This is a genomic window from Sphingomonas montanisoli (assembly GCF_008274695.1).
Classification (GTDB): Bacteria; Pseudomonadota; Alphaproteobacteria; order Sphingomonadales; family Sphingomonadaceae; genus Rhizorhabdus; species Rhizorhabdus montanisoli.
In genome coordinates this window covers 310,001-324,271 of sequence record NZ_VTOU01000002.1, presented here as the reverse complement: position 1 = coordinate 324,271, position 14,271 = coordinate 310,001, and the positions used below count along the sequence as shown (strand labels likewise).

Genomic DNA, 14,271 nt, shown 5'->3' with positions numbered 1-14,271 from the left:
ACTCTGAAGGAAACGGCCACCCATGTCGGCGACCGAGGAATATCGTCCTACCAATCCGAGCTTCAAGCAATCGAACGTCGCCGAAACGATCGGCCGGGACATGACGGAAACGGCCGCGCAACTGCGTGATCTCGTCAGCCGGCACGTGGCCGGCGGTGCGCCTGTCGAGGTCGAGAATCTCAAGCTGCCCGTCGGCGCGGGCAATTCGAACGAGACGATCCTGTTCGACGCGCGCTGGACGGTCGACGGCGTCGCGCAGCAACGCGGCATGGTGCTGCGCATCGCGCCGAACGGCTATCAACTGTTCAAGGATCCGCGCATCGCCGACCAGTATCGGCTGATGCAGGTGCTGACCGAAATCGGGAAAGTCCGCGTCGCGACACCGCTCCACTTCGATGGCGGCACCGAGCCGTTTGGCGCGCCCTACTTCCTGATGGGCAAGCTCGACGGCTTCGTGCCCGTCACCTTCCCGCCCTATAACAGCGCGGGCAAATTGTTCGACGCCACCATCGCACAGCGCCGGACCGCGTGGGAATCGGCGATGGAGCAATTGTGCGAAATCGCGCTGACCCCGCTCGACGAGGTCGCCTTCCTCGCGGACAATCCCGACGACGGCGATTTCGACGCGCATTTCAGGATGACGCTCGACGAATGTCGCTGGTCGAAGGCCGATCATGTGCCGATCATCGCGCAAACCGAGCAGTGGCTGATCGCCAACAAGCCGAAGAATCCGCCTGCCGGCCTCTCGTGGGGCGATGCGCGGATCGGTAATATGATGATCGGGCCGGACTTCCAGATTTCGGGCGTGATGGATTGGGAGCAGCTCTCGCTGGGCGGTGCGTTGCTCGATCTGGGTTGGTGGCTGTTCTTCGACGCCTTCCACAGCGTCAATCTCGGCCTCACGAGGCTCGAAGGGCTGGGCACGCGCGACGAGACGCTCGCCTATTTCCGCGGCCGCACCGGCATCGATACGGCCGAGGTCCAATGGTACGAGGTGCTCGCCGGTTACAAGCTCGCGCTCATCATGGCGCGCAAGCTGATCATGGAAAAGTCATCCGATCCCGGCAACAACGCCAACAATAATATCATCACGATCCAGCTTGCCCGATCCCTGGGGATCGAGGCGCCCGGCGACGTGATCGAAGAAATCGCCTGATAAAGACAGATAAGGGAAATAGAGGATGCCGAACCCAGCGCCGCTCAAGCTCGACGAAGCGCTTTCGCCCGCCTGGCTAAGCTGGGCGCTGTCACAGGCCAATGGCCCGGTCGATATCACCGCTGTCGAGGTGCTGGAGGAGCTTGGCCCCTCGGCCACCAAAGTCCGCTTCAAGGTCACCTATGGCGCGAACCGGCCAGACGGTCTGCCGGACCAATATTGCCTGAAGGGCGTGTTCAAGCCCGAACTGCTCGGCGAATATCTGAAGCAGGGCACGCAGGTGAACGAGATCGGCTTCTTCCGCGATTGCGCGCCGGTGATGGACCTGAACGTGCCCCGCTGCCTCTATGCGGGGCTCGATGAAGAGACGCTGGCGGGCATCATCATCATGGAGGACATGATCCCGATCGGCGGGAAATTCCTCACCGCGATGTCGGCCTATACCGCCGATCAGGCGGCGGGCAGCGTCGATCAGATCGCGCGGCTGCACGGCGCCAGCTGGGGCGACGCGAAGCTGAACCCCTTCCCCTGGGCGAAGCCGCGTATGGCGCAACTTGCCAGCCTGCCGTGGCTCGAACCCGCCAAGCTGACCGACCTGCTGAAAGGGCCACGCGGCGATGCCTTGCCCGACGCTTTTCGCGATGGCGGGCGCGTGCTCGCATCGATGAAGGCGCTCGCCGAACGCGACGAGAAGCACGAACGCTGCCTCGTCCACGGCGATGCGCATGCGGGCAACGTCTTCCAGCATGGCGACAAGATCGGGCTGATCGACTGGCAGGTTCTGCAGCGCGCGAACTGGTCGCTCGACCTCGCTTATCATGTCGGCGCCGCGCTCGACGTCGAGGATCGGCGCGCGAACGAGCAAGACCTGCTGCGCTTCTACCTCGATCGCGTGAAGCAATATGGCGGCAACCCGCCGGCGTGGGACGAGGCATGGGCGCTCTATCGCCAGTCGGTTGCCTATGGCTTCTTCATGTGGGCGATCACCCTGCGGGTCGATCCGCCGATCATCGAGCGTTTCTGCACGCGCCTGGGCACGGCGGTCGTCGACGGCGGCGGCTGGGATCTGCTGGGCGTCTGATTTTCCGCGATACCGTTCTGCCCCCTGCCGACGCTAGGCGGGGGGCAGTTCGCTGGGCTAGCTAGCGCGCAAACAGGCGGGAGAGGCCGACGTGCAGGATTATGTCACCCTACATCTGACCAACATCACCAAGGGCCGCGAGGCCGATGCCGATCGACATTTCGAAGAATTGCATGTCCCGGCCGTGAATAAACTGCGCGGGTTCAAGGACGTCCAGCGCTTCACTTGCTCGCCGCACCAGTTGATGCCGATCATCCAGCCCTGGACCCACGCGACGCTCTACAATTTCACGCTTGCCGATCCGTCGATCGACCTGCCCGCGATCGCGCCCCTGCTGGCCGATGTGCGCGAGGCGGGGATCACCGCGGCGGACGATGCCGAGCGGACCTACAGCTACCGCATGTATCATCCGTGGAAGTACAGCGCGAACTATACGCCGGGGCCGCTGAGCCACCTGATGTTCCTGCTCGCCAACTTCACCCCGGGGCGCGAGGCCGAATATCATCAATGGTATGACGACGTTCACAGCGTCGAAGTGTCGGAATCGCCGGGCTATGTCGGCATGCGGCGCGGGCGGCTGTGCGAGGTGCAGGTGCCGCCGGTGCGCTATTGCCCGGGCGACCAGCTGATCCTCGGCGGCATCCAGGTCGACGATGCCGAACTGAAGCCGACGCTGCAGGAATTCTTCGATCGCGCCGAGGGCAAGAGCCCGTCAGGCGTCGCCTGGGGGCCGCGTTCGGGCACTGCCTCGATCGCGCGCACCGTCCACATCTTCAAGAGCATCAGCGGCCCGCACACGGCATAAACTTATTCGTCATTGCGAGCATAGCGAAGCAATCCAGTCCGCAGTTCGGAGTGGATTGCTTCGTTGCCGCAAGCGGCTCCTCGCAATGACGATTAGAGGGTGAGCAGCAGGCAGGAGGTGAAGGCTTCCGCGCCGCTGCTGACCGCGGTAACCTGCGGACGCTTCGGCACCTGTCGCTCGCCCGCGTCGCCGCGCATCTGGACGCAGGCTTCATGCAAGGCGCCGAAGCCGTGCATGCGGCCACCCGACAATTGCCCGCCATTGGTGTTGAGCGGCAGTTCGCCGTCGCGCGCGATGCGATGGCCGCCCTCGATGAAGCGGCCGCCTTCGTTGCGCGGACACAGGCCCAGCGCCTCCATCCAGCGCAGGGTGAGGACCGAGAAGCCGTCATAAAGCTGCGCCATGTCGACGTCGGCGGGCTTCAGATCGGTGCGCGACCACATCATCGCCGCCGACTGGTCGAAGCCGGGGGCCGATCCGATCGCGGCGATACTGATAGCGCGCTTCGCGTCGTTCACGAGATCGGCGCGCGAGACGATGAAGGCGACCGATCCGTCCATCGGCACATCGCAATCGTAGAGGCACAGGGGATCGGAGATCATCCGCGACGCGAGATAGTCGTCGAGGCTCATCGGATCGCGATAGACCGCCGCCGGATTGAGCGCGGCATTGGTACGTGCGACGACCGCGATCTGGCCGATCTGTTCGCGGGTCGTGCCGCTTTCATACATGTAACGCTGCATCGTCAGGCCGCCATAGGTCGAATGGCTGGCGCCGATCGGATCGATCCACTGACTGCGCTCGCGCTGTACGCCGCTGCGCATCGTTTCGGAGCGGCTGCCGATCTGCGTCTGCGCGGACGATTCCCAGACGGTGCGGAAGCACAGGACGTGATTGGCGAGGCCCGCACCGATTGCCGCCATCGCGGTGACGATCGCGCCCAGCTGCCCCGGCAGTTCCGACGCACCGTTATACCAGCGCAGGTTGAGGCCGAGCAGCGAGCGCATGTCGTCCGCCCCCGCGCCCGACATGCCGGGCGTCGACGCGAGCGCGCCGGGATAGGTCGAGACCCCATCGATGTCGGCCGGGGTCAGCCCCGCATCGGCGATCGCCGCGAGCGCGGCCTGCGCGGTCAGGCTCCACGGATCGCGGCCGAGCCGCCGCCCGCAATCGGATATGCCGACGCCGCTGATCAATGCCTTGCCTTCGATCACGGGCGGAACACCGGAATGAAGGCGTCTCCAGCCTGTTCGAATTCCACCTTCACCGCCATGCCGATCGCGACATCCTCGACCGCGACTCCGACGATGTTGGTCTGCACGAACAGGCCCGCCTGCTCCGCGAGTTCGACATCGGCGATCACATAGGGCGGCGGCATGCCCGGCTTCCACTGATAGCGGTTGATCGTGAAACTATAGACCATGCCGCGGCCGGAAACCGGATCGAAGCCGACGTCGAACGAATGACAACGTCGGCACAACGGCTGCGGCGGGTGCATGTAGAGGCCGCACGCTCGGCAATGCGCGATCCGCAAAACCCCATCCGCGCCCGATCGCCAGAAGTCCGCGGTGCGGGTGGTAAGAGGCGGGGCGACCCGCTGCATGTCGCTCATCAGGCGTCCTTGGTCGGGCCGGGCAAGACGATGCCGCGCGGCTTCCACGGCGGCGGGTTCCTGATCGCCGGCACAGCACCCTGCGTCGCGCCCCTCGACGCGAGCAATGCGGCATGATCGGCCATGTCCTGTTCACCGCAGAAGGACGATCCCTCGCCCGCGATGACGCCCAGCGTCTCGCATCCGTCCGGCCCCGCGATCCACGGCCCGAACGTGTCGCCGTGCATCAGGTAGATATGGCTGCCCGCCGTGCAGAGCGTATCGCCGACCGTCATCTCACCCTTCAGGATGAAGACGACATGGTCGCCGTGGTGGCCGTGCCTGCGCTGGATCATGCCGGGTTCCCAGCGGTTCCAGAAACTCATGAAGCGCGGACTCATCTCCATGAAGCGTTCGAAGACCGAGGCCGACCGGCCGTCCTCATATTCTATGCGGACGACCTCATGCTCCTCGACGTCGTCGACATGCCTGATGCGCGGGCCGCCCAGCATCCTACTGCGCTACACCGGACGCCTTGAGCGCGGCGATCGCGGTATCGTCATAGCCGGCCGATCGCAGCAGTTCCTCGGTATGCTCGCCCATGCCGGGCGACCCCTTGGGAAAGCGCGGCCCGGCCTGGCCATCAAACGAAGCGGGACCGGCAATGACGCTGACTTCGCTGCCGTCGGGCGCGGTCATGTTGAACATCATGCCATTGGCGTGGACCTGCGGATCGACGCGGACGTCCTCGATCGTCTGGATCAATTCCCAGGGCGCATCCCACGCCTCGAAGATTGGCTTCCAATGATCGAGCCAGCCATGCTTGATGATCTCGGCCCCGATCAGTTCGACCAGCGCAGAGCCATTGGCCATGCGCGACTTGTTGTCGGCGAAGCGCGGATCGTCGATCAGATGCTCGAGCCCGATCATCTTGCACAGGCCCGGCCACTTCGGCTGCGGATCGAGCAGCATCAACTGGATCATGCGCCCATCATTGGTGGGATAGGCGTACATCAGCGGGAAGCGATGGACGTTCGGGTTGTGCGCGACATAATCGGGCGACTGCGAATAGGTGATGTCCGCCGACAGCATCCACGTCGCGGTCGACAGGAGCGAGGTATCGACCACGCTCGGCTCGCCCGTCATCGCGCGCTTGTAGAGCGCGCTGGCGATACCGAAGGCGAGCGCGACCGAACCCGAATGGTCGCCGAACGCCGCGCGTGGCGGGGTCAGCGGCTGGCCGGGGGGCGTGAAGGCGAAGGCGAGCCCGCCGCGCGCCCAGAAGGCCGAGGCGTCGAAGCCCGGGCGATCGGCATCGGCGCCCTTGAAGCCGAAGCCGTTACCGCGCGCGTAGATCAGCTTGGGGTTCACCTTGCGCAGATCTTCGATGTCGAGGCCGAGGCCGCGGATCGCCTTGGGGCGCAGGCTGGTGAGGAAGACGTCGGCGGTCTCGATCAGCTTGAGCATCGCCTCGCGCCCCTCGGGCTTCTTGAGATCGAGCGCGATCGACTTCTTGCCGCGATTATTCTGCTCCATCGCCAGGTTGACCGAGCCGACCTCGCGCCCGTCGCCGATGTTGAGCGTGCGATAGGGGTCGCCCGTGCCCGTCGGCTCGACATGGATCACCTCGGCACCATGATCGGCCATCAGCACGCTGGCGCCGGGCACGAACACATATTGGGCGAGTTCGACGATGCGGACGCCGGCGAAGACTTCGTTGATCACAATATTACCCCCGGATGATCAGGCGATGATGTTGAGGCCGCAAACCTGCTGATACAGGCGCAGACCTTCGATGCCGCGCTCGCGGCCGATACCGCTCAGCCGCTGTCCACCCGACGAGGCGAAGGCACTGAGCATGCCGCCGTTGACGTTGACAGTCCCCGACTTGATCCGGGTCGCCACCTCGACCGCCTTGGCGCGGTCCTTGCCGTAGATGAAACCCGACAGGCCATAATCCGAGTCATTGGCGATCTCGACCGCATGATCGAGGTCACGATAGCCTATTACGCACACGACGGGACCGAAGATCTCCTCCTGCGCCGCCGGATTGCTGTTATCGGCGACGTCGAGGACGGTCGGCTCAAAGAAGTAGCCCTTGTCGATACCCGCAGGCCGCTTGCCACCCGCAACGACCTTCGCGCCGGCATCGGTCGCGAGCTTGACGAAATGCTCGCAGCGCGCGACCTGCGCGGCGCTGATGACCGGTCCCATCGTCGTCTTGGGATCGAGGGTGTCGCCCAGCACGACATTGGCGAGCGATTTCTTCATCGCCTCAAGCACGGCGGGCTTGTCCGCCTCGGGCACCAGGATGCGGGTGCCGAGCGCACAGCCCTGCCCCGAATGCGCGAAACACACCGTCGCCGCCGCATTGCCCGCCTGGTCGATCGAATCGGGCAAATACAGTTGCACCGACTTGCCACCCAGTTCGAGCTGGAGCCGCTTCATCGTGTCCGCCGCCTGGATCATCACCTGCTTGCCGACTGCCGTCGATCCGGTGAACACGACCATGTCGACCGACTTGTGCGTGGTCATTAACCGCGCACCTTCGAGGCCATGTTCGAGGACGACGTTGACGACGCCCGCCGGCAGGCCCGCATCCTCCGCCGCCTTGGCGAAGAACAGCGCCGAGATCGGGGTCAACGGGCTGGGGCGCAGGATGACGGTGTTGCCGGTCGCGAGCGCGGGCATCACCTTCCACAGCGCGGTCATGAACGGATAATTATAAGCCGCGATCGCCGCGACGACGCCGATCGGCGTGTACCGCCGCATGCTCTGCGACACCATGCCATAAGCGTTGGCGCGCTCGCGCAGCGGCAGCGGATTTTCCTCCATCTCGGGAAGCGCCAGCATCAGATCGAGAATGTCGTGCGCGTGCTGCAGCGGCGACGGCACCTGCGCGAACATGATCGGCGAGTTGCGCAGGCATCCCGCCTCCGCGACCACGACGTCGGTGATGTCGCCCGCATATTTGGCAAGGGCATCGGCATAGCGACGCAGGATCGTGACGCGCTCCTCCCGCGTCATCTTGCCCCACGGCCCGCTGTCGTACGCGCGGCGGGCGGCGTCGATGGCCTCGCCCACCTGGTCGACGGACACCTCCGCGATCGTCGCGATGACCGCCTGATCGGCCGGATTTTCAACGGTGAAGGTCGCGCCTTTGCCGGCGACAAACGCGCCGTCGATATATTGCGATGTCTGCTCCGCGAGCGTGATCGTGGGAGATTGCATGCTGGTCGGTCCCCACCTAAAAGTTCGAAATGCCGAACTTTCTGTCGGCTTATGTTCGATGCGGTAAACGACCCGAGCGCGTCAAGTCAATCGACCGATAAGCCGATCGGTTATGCCGATCCGCCAGATAGGTTGACCCATTCGCGATACCGACGTCCCATCTTGTATCGCGAACCCGGCCTGCCCTATCCCGGCGCGACATCGATCGAGGGAGAGGACAATGGCGCGTTACATCCTGCTGGCCATGAACGGGCCGACCAGTCCCGGCGAGGACGCTGCCTATAACGAATGGTATAACGGCACGCATGTGCCCGATCTGCTTGCGTGCGAAGCCGTGAAGTCGGCACGACGCTTCAAGGTCGTGCAGCAGAAGGGGCTCAACAACCCCTATGTGGCTGCTTATGATATTGAGACAGACGATCTGGCGGCCACGCTGGCGCAACTGCCGCCGCCCGACGTGCCCTATTTCGATCTCGCCAATTCGGCGCACATCCTCGCGATCGAGATCGATCCGGAAGAATGATGGATACTCCTCCCCGAGCGGCGCTCGGGGAGGAAAAATGGATCAGGCGTCCTTGGCGACCTTGATCACGACCTTGCCGACATTGGCGTTCGACTTGAACAGGCTCTCGAATGCGACCGGCGCCTTGTCGAGCCCGTCGAACACCGTCTGCTTGATCTTGATGCTGCCATCCTCGACCCACGCGCGCATCTGATCGAGCGCGGGCTTCCCGCCGACGATCGCACCGTTGAAGCCACGAATCTCCAGCCCCTTGAGCATGATCATGCGCAGCAGCCACGGCATGCGATCGGGGCCGGGACCGTAATCGGGCACGTCATAGTTGGAGATGAAGCCGCACGACGCCCAGCGCGCGCCATATTTGACGAGAGGCAGGACGGTGTGGGTCACGTCACCGCCGACATTGTCGAAATAGAGATCGATGCCGTCGGGCACGGCCGCCTTCAACTTCTCCTCGAAATCGGCCGCCTTGTAGTCGACGCAGGCATCGAAGCCCGCCGCGACCACCGCCGCGCACTTATCCGCGCCACCGGCAATGCCGACGACACGTGCGCCCTTCAGCTTGCCGATCTGTCCGGCAATGATGCCGACGGCACCGGCGGCGGCCGAAATCACGACCGTCTCGCCTTCCTTGACCCGGCCGACCGTGACCATGCCGGCGTAGCTGGTCTGCCCCGGCATACCGAGCGCACCGATCGCACCCGACAGCGGCGCATTCTTCGCCGGCTCGATCTTGCGCAGGTTCTGCGTGCCGGCACCGACCACGGCATATTCACGCCATCCGCTGCGGCAGATCACGAAATCGCCGGGCGCAAAGCCTTCGAGGTTCGATTCGACGACTTCCGACACGGCATCGCCGATCATCACCGAATCGAGCGGCACGCCGTTATTTCCGCCCAGCGGCTTTTCATCGAGGCCGAGGCGCATGAACGGATCGACCGACAGCCAGATCGTGCGCAACAGCATCTGATCGGGGCCGGGCGTGGGAATCGGCGCGGTATCGACCGCGAAGTCGCTGGCTTTCGGAAAACCCTGCGGGCGCGCCTTCAGCAGCACCTGCTTCATCGTATCGGCCATCCTGTCCTCCATCCCGTAAGTTCGCATATGCGACGATTATTCTCGCGTTTCGACGCTGCCGGAACGCACGTCAAGCCGCTCGCTTGCACCAGCGCCGACAATAGAGCTAGTTCAATCGCAGAAACAGAGGAGAGGGTGATGGGCAGGCTGACAGGCAAGGTCGCGATCGTGACCGGCGCAGGACAAGGTGCGGGTGCGGGCTGCGCGCTGGCGATGGCGAGCGAAGGTGCGTCGATCCTGCTGGTCGGTCGAACCCTGTCCAAGCTCGAAGCGATAGCAAGGGAGGTCGACGCACGCGGTGCGAAGGCCGTAGCTTTCTCAGCCGACATCAGCGACCGCACCGCGCTGCGCGCTATCGTCGACAAGGCCGTCGAGGCGTTCGGCCGGATCGACGCGCTGGTCAACGCCGCGCAGGCTCCGGAAATGCGATCGGCGCGCCTGCTCGATATCGAGGACGATGCCGTACAGGAATTGTGGACGTCCGGCCCCGTGGCGACGCTCGCGCTGATGCGTCTCTGCCACCCGCACATGCAGGCGGCCGGGGGCGGATCGATCATCAACTTCGCGAGCGGCGCTCTGCGCGCACCCGCCAATTATGGCGTCTATGCGGGTTGCAAGGCCGCGATCGAAGCGATCGGCCGCGCGGCATCGGTGGAATGGGGTCCGGACAATATCCGCGTCAACACCGTGGTGCCGTTCGTCCTGTCGCCCTCGATGGATCTCGACATGTCTGCCGACGTGCAGGAGCTTGTCGCCGCCAAGCTGCCTCTGCGGCGTCTCGGCCGGCCGGAAGAGGATATCGGCCGTACCGTCGCGTTCCTCGCGAGCGACGATTCCGCCTATATGACAGGCAATCTGGTGACGCTCGACGGCGGTTCCTGGAGCAACAAATAACCTCCAAGCAAATCATCTAGGGAGAATCGCCATGCGTTATCGCCGCCTGGGCCGGTCGGGCCTGCTCGTCTCCGAGCTCTGCCTCGGCACCAACACCTTCGGTGGCGGCGCCAACTGGAAGACGCTCGGCGCGCTCGACCAGGCGGCCGCCAATGCGGTGGTCGGCGCCGCGCATGAGGCCGGGATAAACTTCATCGACACCGCCGACATGTATGGCGCGGGGGAATCCGAACAGATCGTCGGCCAGTCGTTGCGCGATCTGGGCATTGCCCGCGGCGATATGGTGCTGGCGACCAAGGTCGGCGGCCGGATGGGCAAGACGCCTAACGATCTCGGTGCATCGCGCGGGCACATCATCGCAGGGGTCGAGGCCAGCCTGAAGCGGCTCAATACCGACTATATCGACGTCTATATGATCCACTTCGCCGATCCGGCGACGCCGATCGAGGAAACGGTGCGCGCGCTCGACGATTTGGTGCGCGCGGGCAAGATCCGGTATGCCGGCTGCTCGAACTTCCCGTCCTGGCTCGTCGCCAAGGCACACGGCATCGCAGCACGCGAGGCGCTGCATCGGTTCGAGATCATGGAATCGCATTATTCGCTGCTGACCCGCGAACTCGACGAGGAGGTCATGCCGATGGCTTCCGACGCTGGCCTCGGCCTGCTGATCTGGGGGCCGCTGCTGGGCGGCCTGCTTAGCGGCAAATATAGCCGCGATGGCGGTGGTGAAGGGCGTATGGGCGGGCATGTCCCCGATAGCGTCGGCCGCGATCGCCTGTTCGATGCGATAGACGTCCTGCGCCCGATCGCCGAGCGGCTGGGCGCAAGCCCTGCGCAGGTCGCGCTCGCCTGGGTCCTCCAGCGACCTGCGATCACGAGCGTCCTGTTCGGATCGCGCACGCCCGATCAGGTGCGTGACAATGCCGCCGCGAGCGACCTGGTTCTCAGCGCCGACGACATTGCCGAGCTCGATGCGGTGGGCGCGCGGCCGGTGAGCTACGCGCATACGGTTGTGGGCGGTGCGGCGAAGGACCGGCTGCCGTATCGCTGAGGCTTGAACAGCACAACGCCCGCAAGCCTGAGTTGCGGGGCGTTGTGCTATGTTGGTTTGTAGCGACAGGCTCGACCCATGGCCCTTCAGGCTACGATCGGCATTGCCCTAAAACGCAGAAAGCCGCCCTGCGGGGCGGCTTTCTGTAAGTTGGTTGCGGGAGCTGGATTTGAACCAGCGACCTTCAGGTTATGAGCCTGACGAGCTACCGGGCTGCTCCATCCCGCGATGAACTGTTAGCCTCAAGCGCCGGCGTCGACATTCGTCGACTTGGCTTTCCTCGCATAAGCTCGGGCGGCCGTTCGGCCTTGCGGGCCCTTTTGGGGCCCGTTTGGCGTCTTTGTCATTGTGTTTGGGTTCGTCTTGCACGGACTTCAAAGCCTGGCGGCGACCTACTCTTCCGGTGCTTAAGCAACAGTACCATCGGCGCGGTCTGGTTTCACGGCCGAGTTCGGGATGGGATCGGGTGGGTCACAGACGCTATGGCCACCAAGCTATGGAGGCCGTGCAAGATTCTAGAAATCTGGGTTTACCGTGCTGGAGATCTCCAACATCGCGTCCCGAGGATATCGGGTTTGTCGATGATGGTGGGGCTCTCCGTATTGAACGTTTGCCCAATATGTTGAGCGTGAATAGGACAATTAGTATCGGTTAGCTCCATGCGTTACCGCACTTCCACATCCGATCTATCAAGGTCGTGGTCTTCGACCGTCCTAAGATATCTTATCTTGAGGGAGGCTTCCCGCTTAGATGCTTTCAGCGGTTATCCCGTCCATACATAGCTACCCTGCTGCGCGGCTGGCGCCACGACAGGTCCACCAGAGGTATGTTCACCCCGGTCCTCTCGTACTAGGGGCAACTCCTCTCAAATATCGACGCCCACGGCAGATAGGGACCAAACTGTCTCGCGACGTTCTGAACCCAGCTCACGTACCACTTTAATTGGCGAACAGCCAAACCCTTGGGACCTGCTCCAGCCCCAGGATGTGATGAGCCGACATCGAGGTGCCAAACAACCCCGTCGATATGAGCTCTTGGGGGTTATCAGCCTGTTATCCCCGGCGTACCTTTTATCCGTTGAGCGATGGCCCTTCCACGAGGGACCACCGGATCACTATGACCGACTTTCGTCTCTGCTCGACTTGTCAGTCTCGCAGTCAGGCTGGCTTATGCCATTGCACTCTAACAGCCGGTTTCCAACCGGCCTGAGCCAACCTTCGCGCGCCTCCGTTACTCTTTGGGAGGCGACCGCCCCAGTCAAACTACCCGCCACAGAGGGTCCCTGAACCAGTTTCATGGTTCGAGGTTAGACATCAGAAAACAACAGGGTGGTATTTCACCTATGGCTCCACACGGACTGGCGTCCATGCTTCAAAGCCTCCCACCTATGCTACACAATTCTTTCCTAATGCCACTCTGAAGCTGCAGTAAAGGTGCACGGGGTCTTTCCGTCTAACCGCGGGTACTCCGCATCTTCACGGAGAATTCAATTTCGCTGAGCATGTACTGGAGACAGTGGGGAAGTCGTTACGCCATTCGTGCAGGTCGGAACTTACCCGACAAGGAATTTCGCTACCTTAGGACCGTTATAGTTACGGCCGCCGTTTACCTGGGCTTCATTTCGGAGCTTGCACCCCTCCACTTAACCTTCAGGCACCGGGCAGGCGTCAGACCCTATACGTCGTCTTGAAGCCGACTTAGCAGAGCCCTGTGTTTTTGCTAAACAGTCGCTACCCCCTGGCCTGTGCCCCCCACAAAAAGTTGCCTTAATGTGGGGCCTCCTTCTTCCGAAGGTACGGAGGCAATTTGCCGAGTTCCTTCAGTACACTTCTCTCAAGCGCCTTGGTATACTCTACCTGACCACCTGTGTCGGTTTCGGGTACGGTCTATACGGTGGGGCTATTTCCTGGAACCTCTTCGAAGCCAGACCAATCCGATAAGGACTGACAACTTACGAGATCCGTCACACACCACCAGGCCCACGAATATTAACGTGGTTCCCATCGACTACCCCCTTCGGGCTCGTCTTAGGGGCCGGCTCACCCTGCTCGGATTAGCCTTGAGCAGGAACCCTTGGTCTTTCGGCGACAGGGCATCTCACCCTGTTTATCGCTACTCATGTCTGCATTCGCACTTCCGATACCTCCACGACCCATTACCAGATCGCTTCGCAGGCTTACGGAACGCTCCGCTACCGCGTGGATAAATCCACACCCTAAGCTTCGGTGCGTGTCTTGAGCCCCGTTACATCTTCGCCGCAGGAACCCTTATTTAGACCAGTGAGCTGTTACGCTTTCTTTAAAGGATGGCTGCTTCTAAGCCAACCTCCTGGTTGTTTTGGGATTCCCACATGCTTTCCCACTTAGACACGACTTGGGGACCTTAGCTGTAGGTCAGGGCTGTTTCCCTCTCGACGACGGACCTTAGCACCCGCCGTCTGTCTCCCGGATATCACTCGTTGGTATTCGGAGTTTGGTTGAATTTGGTAGATCTCGCGACCCCCGCATCCATCCAGTGCTCTACCCCCAACGGTGTTCATCCGAGGCACTACCTCAATAGTTTTCGCGGAGAACCAGCTATTTCCCGGCTTGATTGGCCTTTCACCCCTAAACACAACTCATCCGGTAACTTTTCAACGTTAATCGGTTCGGACCTCCAGTGGGTGTTACCCCACCTTCATCCTGGTCATGCCTAGATCGCCGGGTTTCGGGTCTAATGCATCAAACTTCGTCGCCCTATTCAGACTCGCTTTCGCTGCGCCTACACCTAACGGCTTAAGCTTGCTTGATACATTAAGTCACAGACCCATTATGCAAGAGGTACGCTGTCAGGGCACAAGACCCCTCCAACTGCTTGTAGGCATTC

12 protein-coding genes, 1 tRNA gene and 2 rRNA genes (1 of these 15 running past the window's edge) are annotated in these 14,271 nt (G+C 62.6%); 6 read left to right on the top strand and 9 right to left on the bottom strand.

Annotated features, from left to right (window positions below):
• The first annotated feature begins 22 nt into the window (after positions 1 to 22).
• From FYJ91_RS07245 to FYJ91_RS07235, 3 genes are all read left to right on the top strand, one after another.
• On the top strand, positions 23 to 1,156 hold the full coding sequence (locus tag FYJ91_RS07245) for a phosphotransferase family protein (RefSeq protein WP_149521599.1): 1,134 nt from the start codon (positions 23 to 25) through the stop codon (positions 1,154 to 1,156).
• Between the two features lie 25 nt (positions 1,157 to 1,181).
• A complete protein-coding gene (locus FYJ91_RS07240) occupies positions 1,182 to 2,237 on the top strand; it encodes a phosphotransferase (protein ID WP_149521598.1) in 1,056 nt (351 codons plus the stop codon).
• A 91-nt stretch (positions 2,238 to 2,328) separates the two neighbouring features.
• Complete coding sequence (locus FYJ91_RS07235) at positions 2,329 to 3,042, top strand: hypothetical protein (protein WP_149521597.1); 714 nt, start codon at positions 2,329 to 2,331, stop codon at positions 3,040 to 3,042.
• A 92-nt stretch (positions 3,043 to 3,134) separates the two neighbouring features.
• On the opposite strand, the gene FYJ91_RS07230 is transcribed toward FYJ91_RS07235, so the two are convergent.
• From FYJ91_RS07230 to FYJ91_RS07210, 5 genes are read right to left on the bottom strand one after another with little or no spacing between them, the layout of a single operon-like run.
• Complete coding sequence (locus FYJ91_RS07230; protein ID WP_149521596.1) at positions 3,135 to 4,256, bottom strand: thiolase family protein; 1,122 nt, start codon at positions 4,254 to 4,256, stop codon at positions 3,135 to 3,137.
• Positions 4,253 to 4,654 (bottom strand): Zn-ribbon domain-containing OB-fold protein, encoded by a 402-nt coding sequence (locus FYJ91_RS07225; protein ID WP_246152526.1) that lies wholly within the window; start codon positions 4,652 to 4,654, stop codon positions 4,253 to 4,255. The genes FYJ91_RS07230 and FYJ91_RS07225 overlap by 4 nt, the downstream gene beginning before the upstream one ends.
• Positions 4,654 to 5,145, bottom strand: a complete 492-nt coding sequence (locus FYJ91_RS07220) for a hypothetical protein (protein WP_149521595.1) — start codon at positions 5,143 to 5,145, stop codon at positions 4,654 to 4,656. Before FYJ91_RS07220 ends, FYJ91_RS07225 begins: the two co-directional genes overlap by 1 nt.
• A gap of 1 nt (position 5,146) precedes the next feature.
• Positions 5,147 to 6,358: a CaiB/BaiF CoA transferase family protein gene (locus tag FYJ91_RS07215; RefSeq protein ID WP_246152524.1), complete on the bottom strand. Its 1,212-nt coding sequence runs from the start codon at positions 6,356 to 6,358 to the stop codon at positions 5,147 to 5,149.
• 18 nt (positions 6,359 to 6,376) lie between these two features.
• Positions 6,377 to 7,864 (bottom strand): aldehyde dehydrogenase family protein, encoded by a 1,488-nt coding sequence (locus FYJ91_RS07210; RefSeq protein ID WP_149521593.1) that lies wholly within the window; start codon positions 7,862 to 7,864, stop codon positions 6,377 to 6,379.
• 220 nt (positions 7,865 to 8,084) lie between these two features.
• On the opposite strand from FYJ91_RS07210, the gene FYJ91_RS07205 reads away from it, so the two are divergent.
• On the top strand, positions 8,085 to 8,387 hold the full coding sequence (locus FYJ91_RS07205) for a DUF4286 family protein (RefSeq protein ID WP_149521592.1): 303 nt from the start codon (positions 8,085 to 8,087) through the stop codon (positions 8,385 to 8,387).
• A gap of 42 nt (positions 8,388 to 8,429) precedes the next feature.
• Here FYJ91_RS07205 and FYJ91_RS07200 read toward each other — a convergent pair whose 3' ends face one another.
• The gene (locus FYJ91_RS07200; protein WP_246152521.1) at positions 8,430 to 9,461 is read right to left on the bottom strand and encodes an NADP-dependent oxidoreductase; all 1,032 of its coding nucleotides are present in this window, start codon (positions 9,459 to 9,461) and stop codon (positions 8,430 to 8,432) included.
• Between the two features lie 138 nt (positions 9,462 to 9,599).
• Here FYJ91_RS07200 and FYJ91_RS07195 point away from each other — a divergent pair, with 138 nt between their 5' ends.
• Together FYJ91_RS07195 and FYJ91_RS07190 are read left to right on the top strand one after the other, a co-directional pair.
• The gene (locus FYJ91_RS07195; RefSeq protein ID WP_149521591.1) at positions 9,600 to 10,355 is read left to right on the top strand and encodes an SDR family NAD(P)-dependent oxidoreductase; all 756 of its coding nucleotides are present in this window, start codon (positions 9,600 to 9,602) and stop codon (positions 10,353 to 10,355) included.
• Between the two features lie 31 nt (positions 10,356 to 10,386).
• Positions 10,387 to 11,406: an aldo/keto reductase gene (locus FYJ91_RS07190; RefSeq protein ID WP_149521590.1), complete on the top strand. Its 1,020-nt coding sequence runs from the start codon at positions 10,387 to 10,389 to the stop codon at positions 11,404 to 11,406.
• A gap of 151 nt (positions 11,407 to 11,557) precedes the next feature.
• Here the strand turns inward: FYJ91_RS07190 and FYJ91_RS07185 are convergent.
• The 3 genes from FYJ91_RS07185 to FYJ91_RS07175 form a co-directional block, all read right to left on the bottom strand.
• A tRNA-Met gene (locus FYJ91_RS07185) sits at positions 11,558 to 11,634 on the bottom strand.
• Between the two features lie 151 nt (positions 11,635 to 11,785).
• Positions 11,786 to 11,900 (bottom strand): 5S ribosomal RNA (gene rrf / locus FYJ91_RS07180).
• Between the two features lie 128 nt (positions 11,901 to 12,028).
• Positions 12,029 to 14,271, bottom strand: a 23S ribosomal RNA gene (locus tag FYJ91_RS07175); it runs 546 nt beyond the window's last position.

Coding starts and splice junctions, on each gene's coding strand:
- FYJ91_RS07200 (WP_246152521.1), bottom strand. CDS start 9,461: ATGGCCGATACGATGAAGCAGGTGCTGCTGAAGGCGCGCCCGCAGGGT.
- FYJ91_RS07220 (WP_149521595.1), bottom strand. CDS start 5,145: ATGCTGGGCGGCCCGCGCATCAGGCATGTCGACGACGTCGAGGAGCAT.
- FYJ91_RS07190 (WP_149521590.1), top strand. CDS start 10,387: ATGCGTTATCGCCGCCTGGGCCGGTCGGGCCTGCTCGTCTCCGAGCTC.
- FYJ91_RS07205 (WP_149521592.1), top strand. CDS start 8,085: ATGGCGCGTTACATCCTGCTGGCCATGAACGGGCCGACCAGTCCCGGC.
- FYJ91_RS07245 (WP_149521599.1), top strand. CDS start 23: ATGTCGGCGACCGAGGAATATCGTCCTACCAATCCGAGCTTCAAGCAA.
- FYJ91_RS07240 (WP_149521598.1), top strand. CDS start 1,182: ATGCCGAACCCAGCGCCGCTCAAGCTCGACGAAGCGCTTTCGCCCGCC.
- FYJ91_RS07225 (WP_246152526.1), bottom strand. CDS start 4,654: ATGAGCGACATGCAGCGGGTCGCCCCGCCTCTTACCACCCGCACCGCG.
- FYJ91_RS07210 (WP_149521593.1), bottom strand. CDS start 7,864: ATGCAATCTCCCACGATCACGCTCGCGGAGCAGACATCGCAATATATC.
- FYJ91_RS07195 (WP_149521591.1), top strand. CDS start 9,600: ATGGGCAGGCTGACAGGCAAGGTCGCGATCGTGACCGGCGCAGGACAA.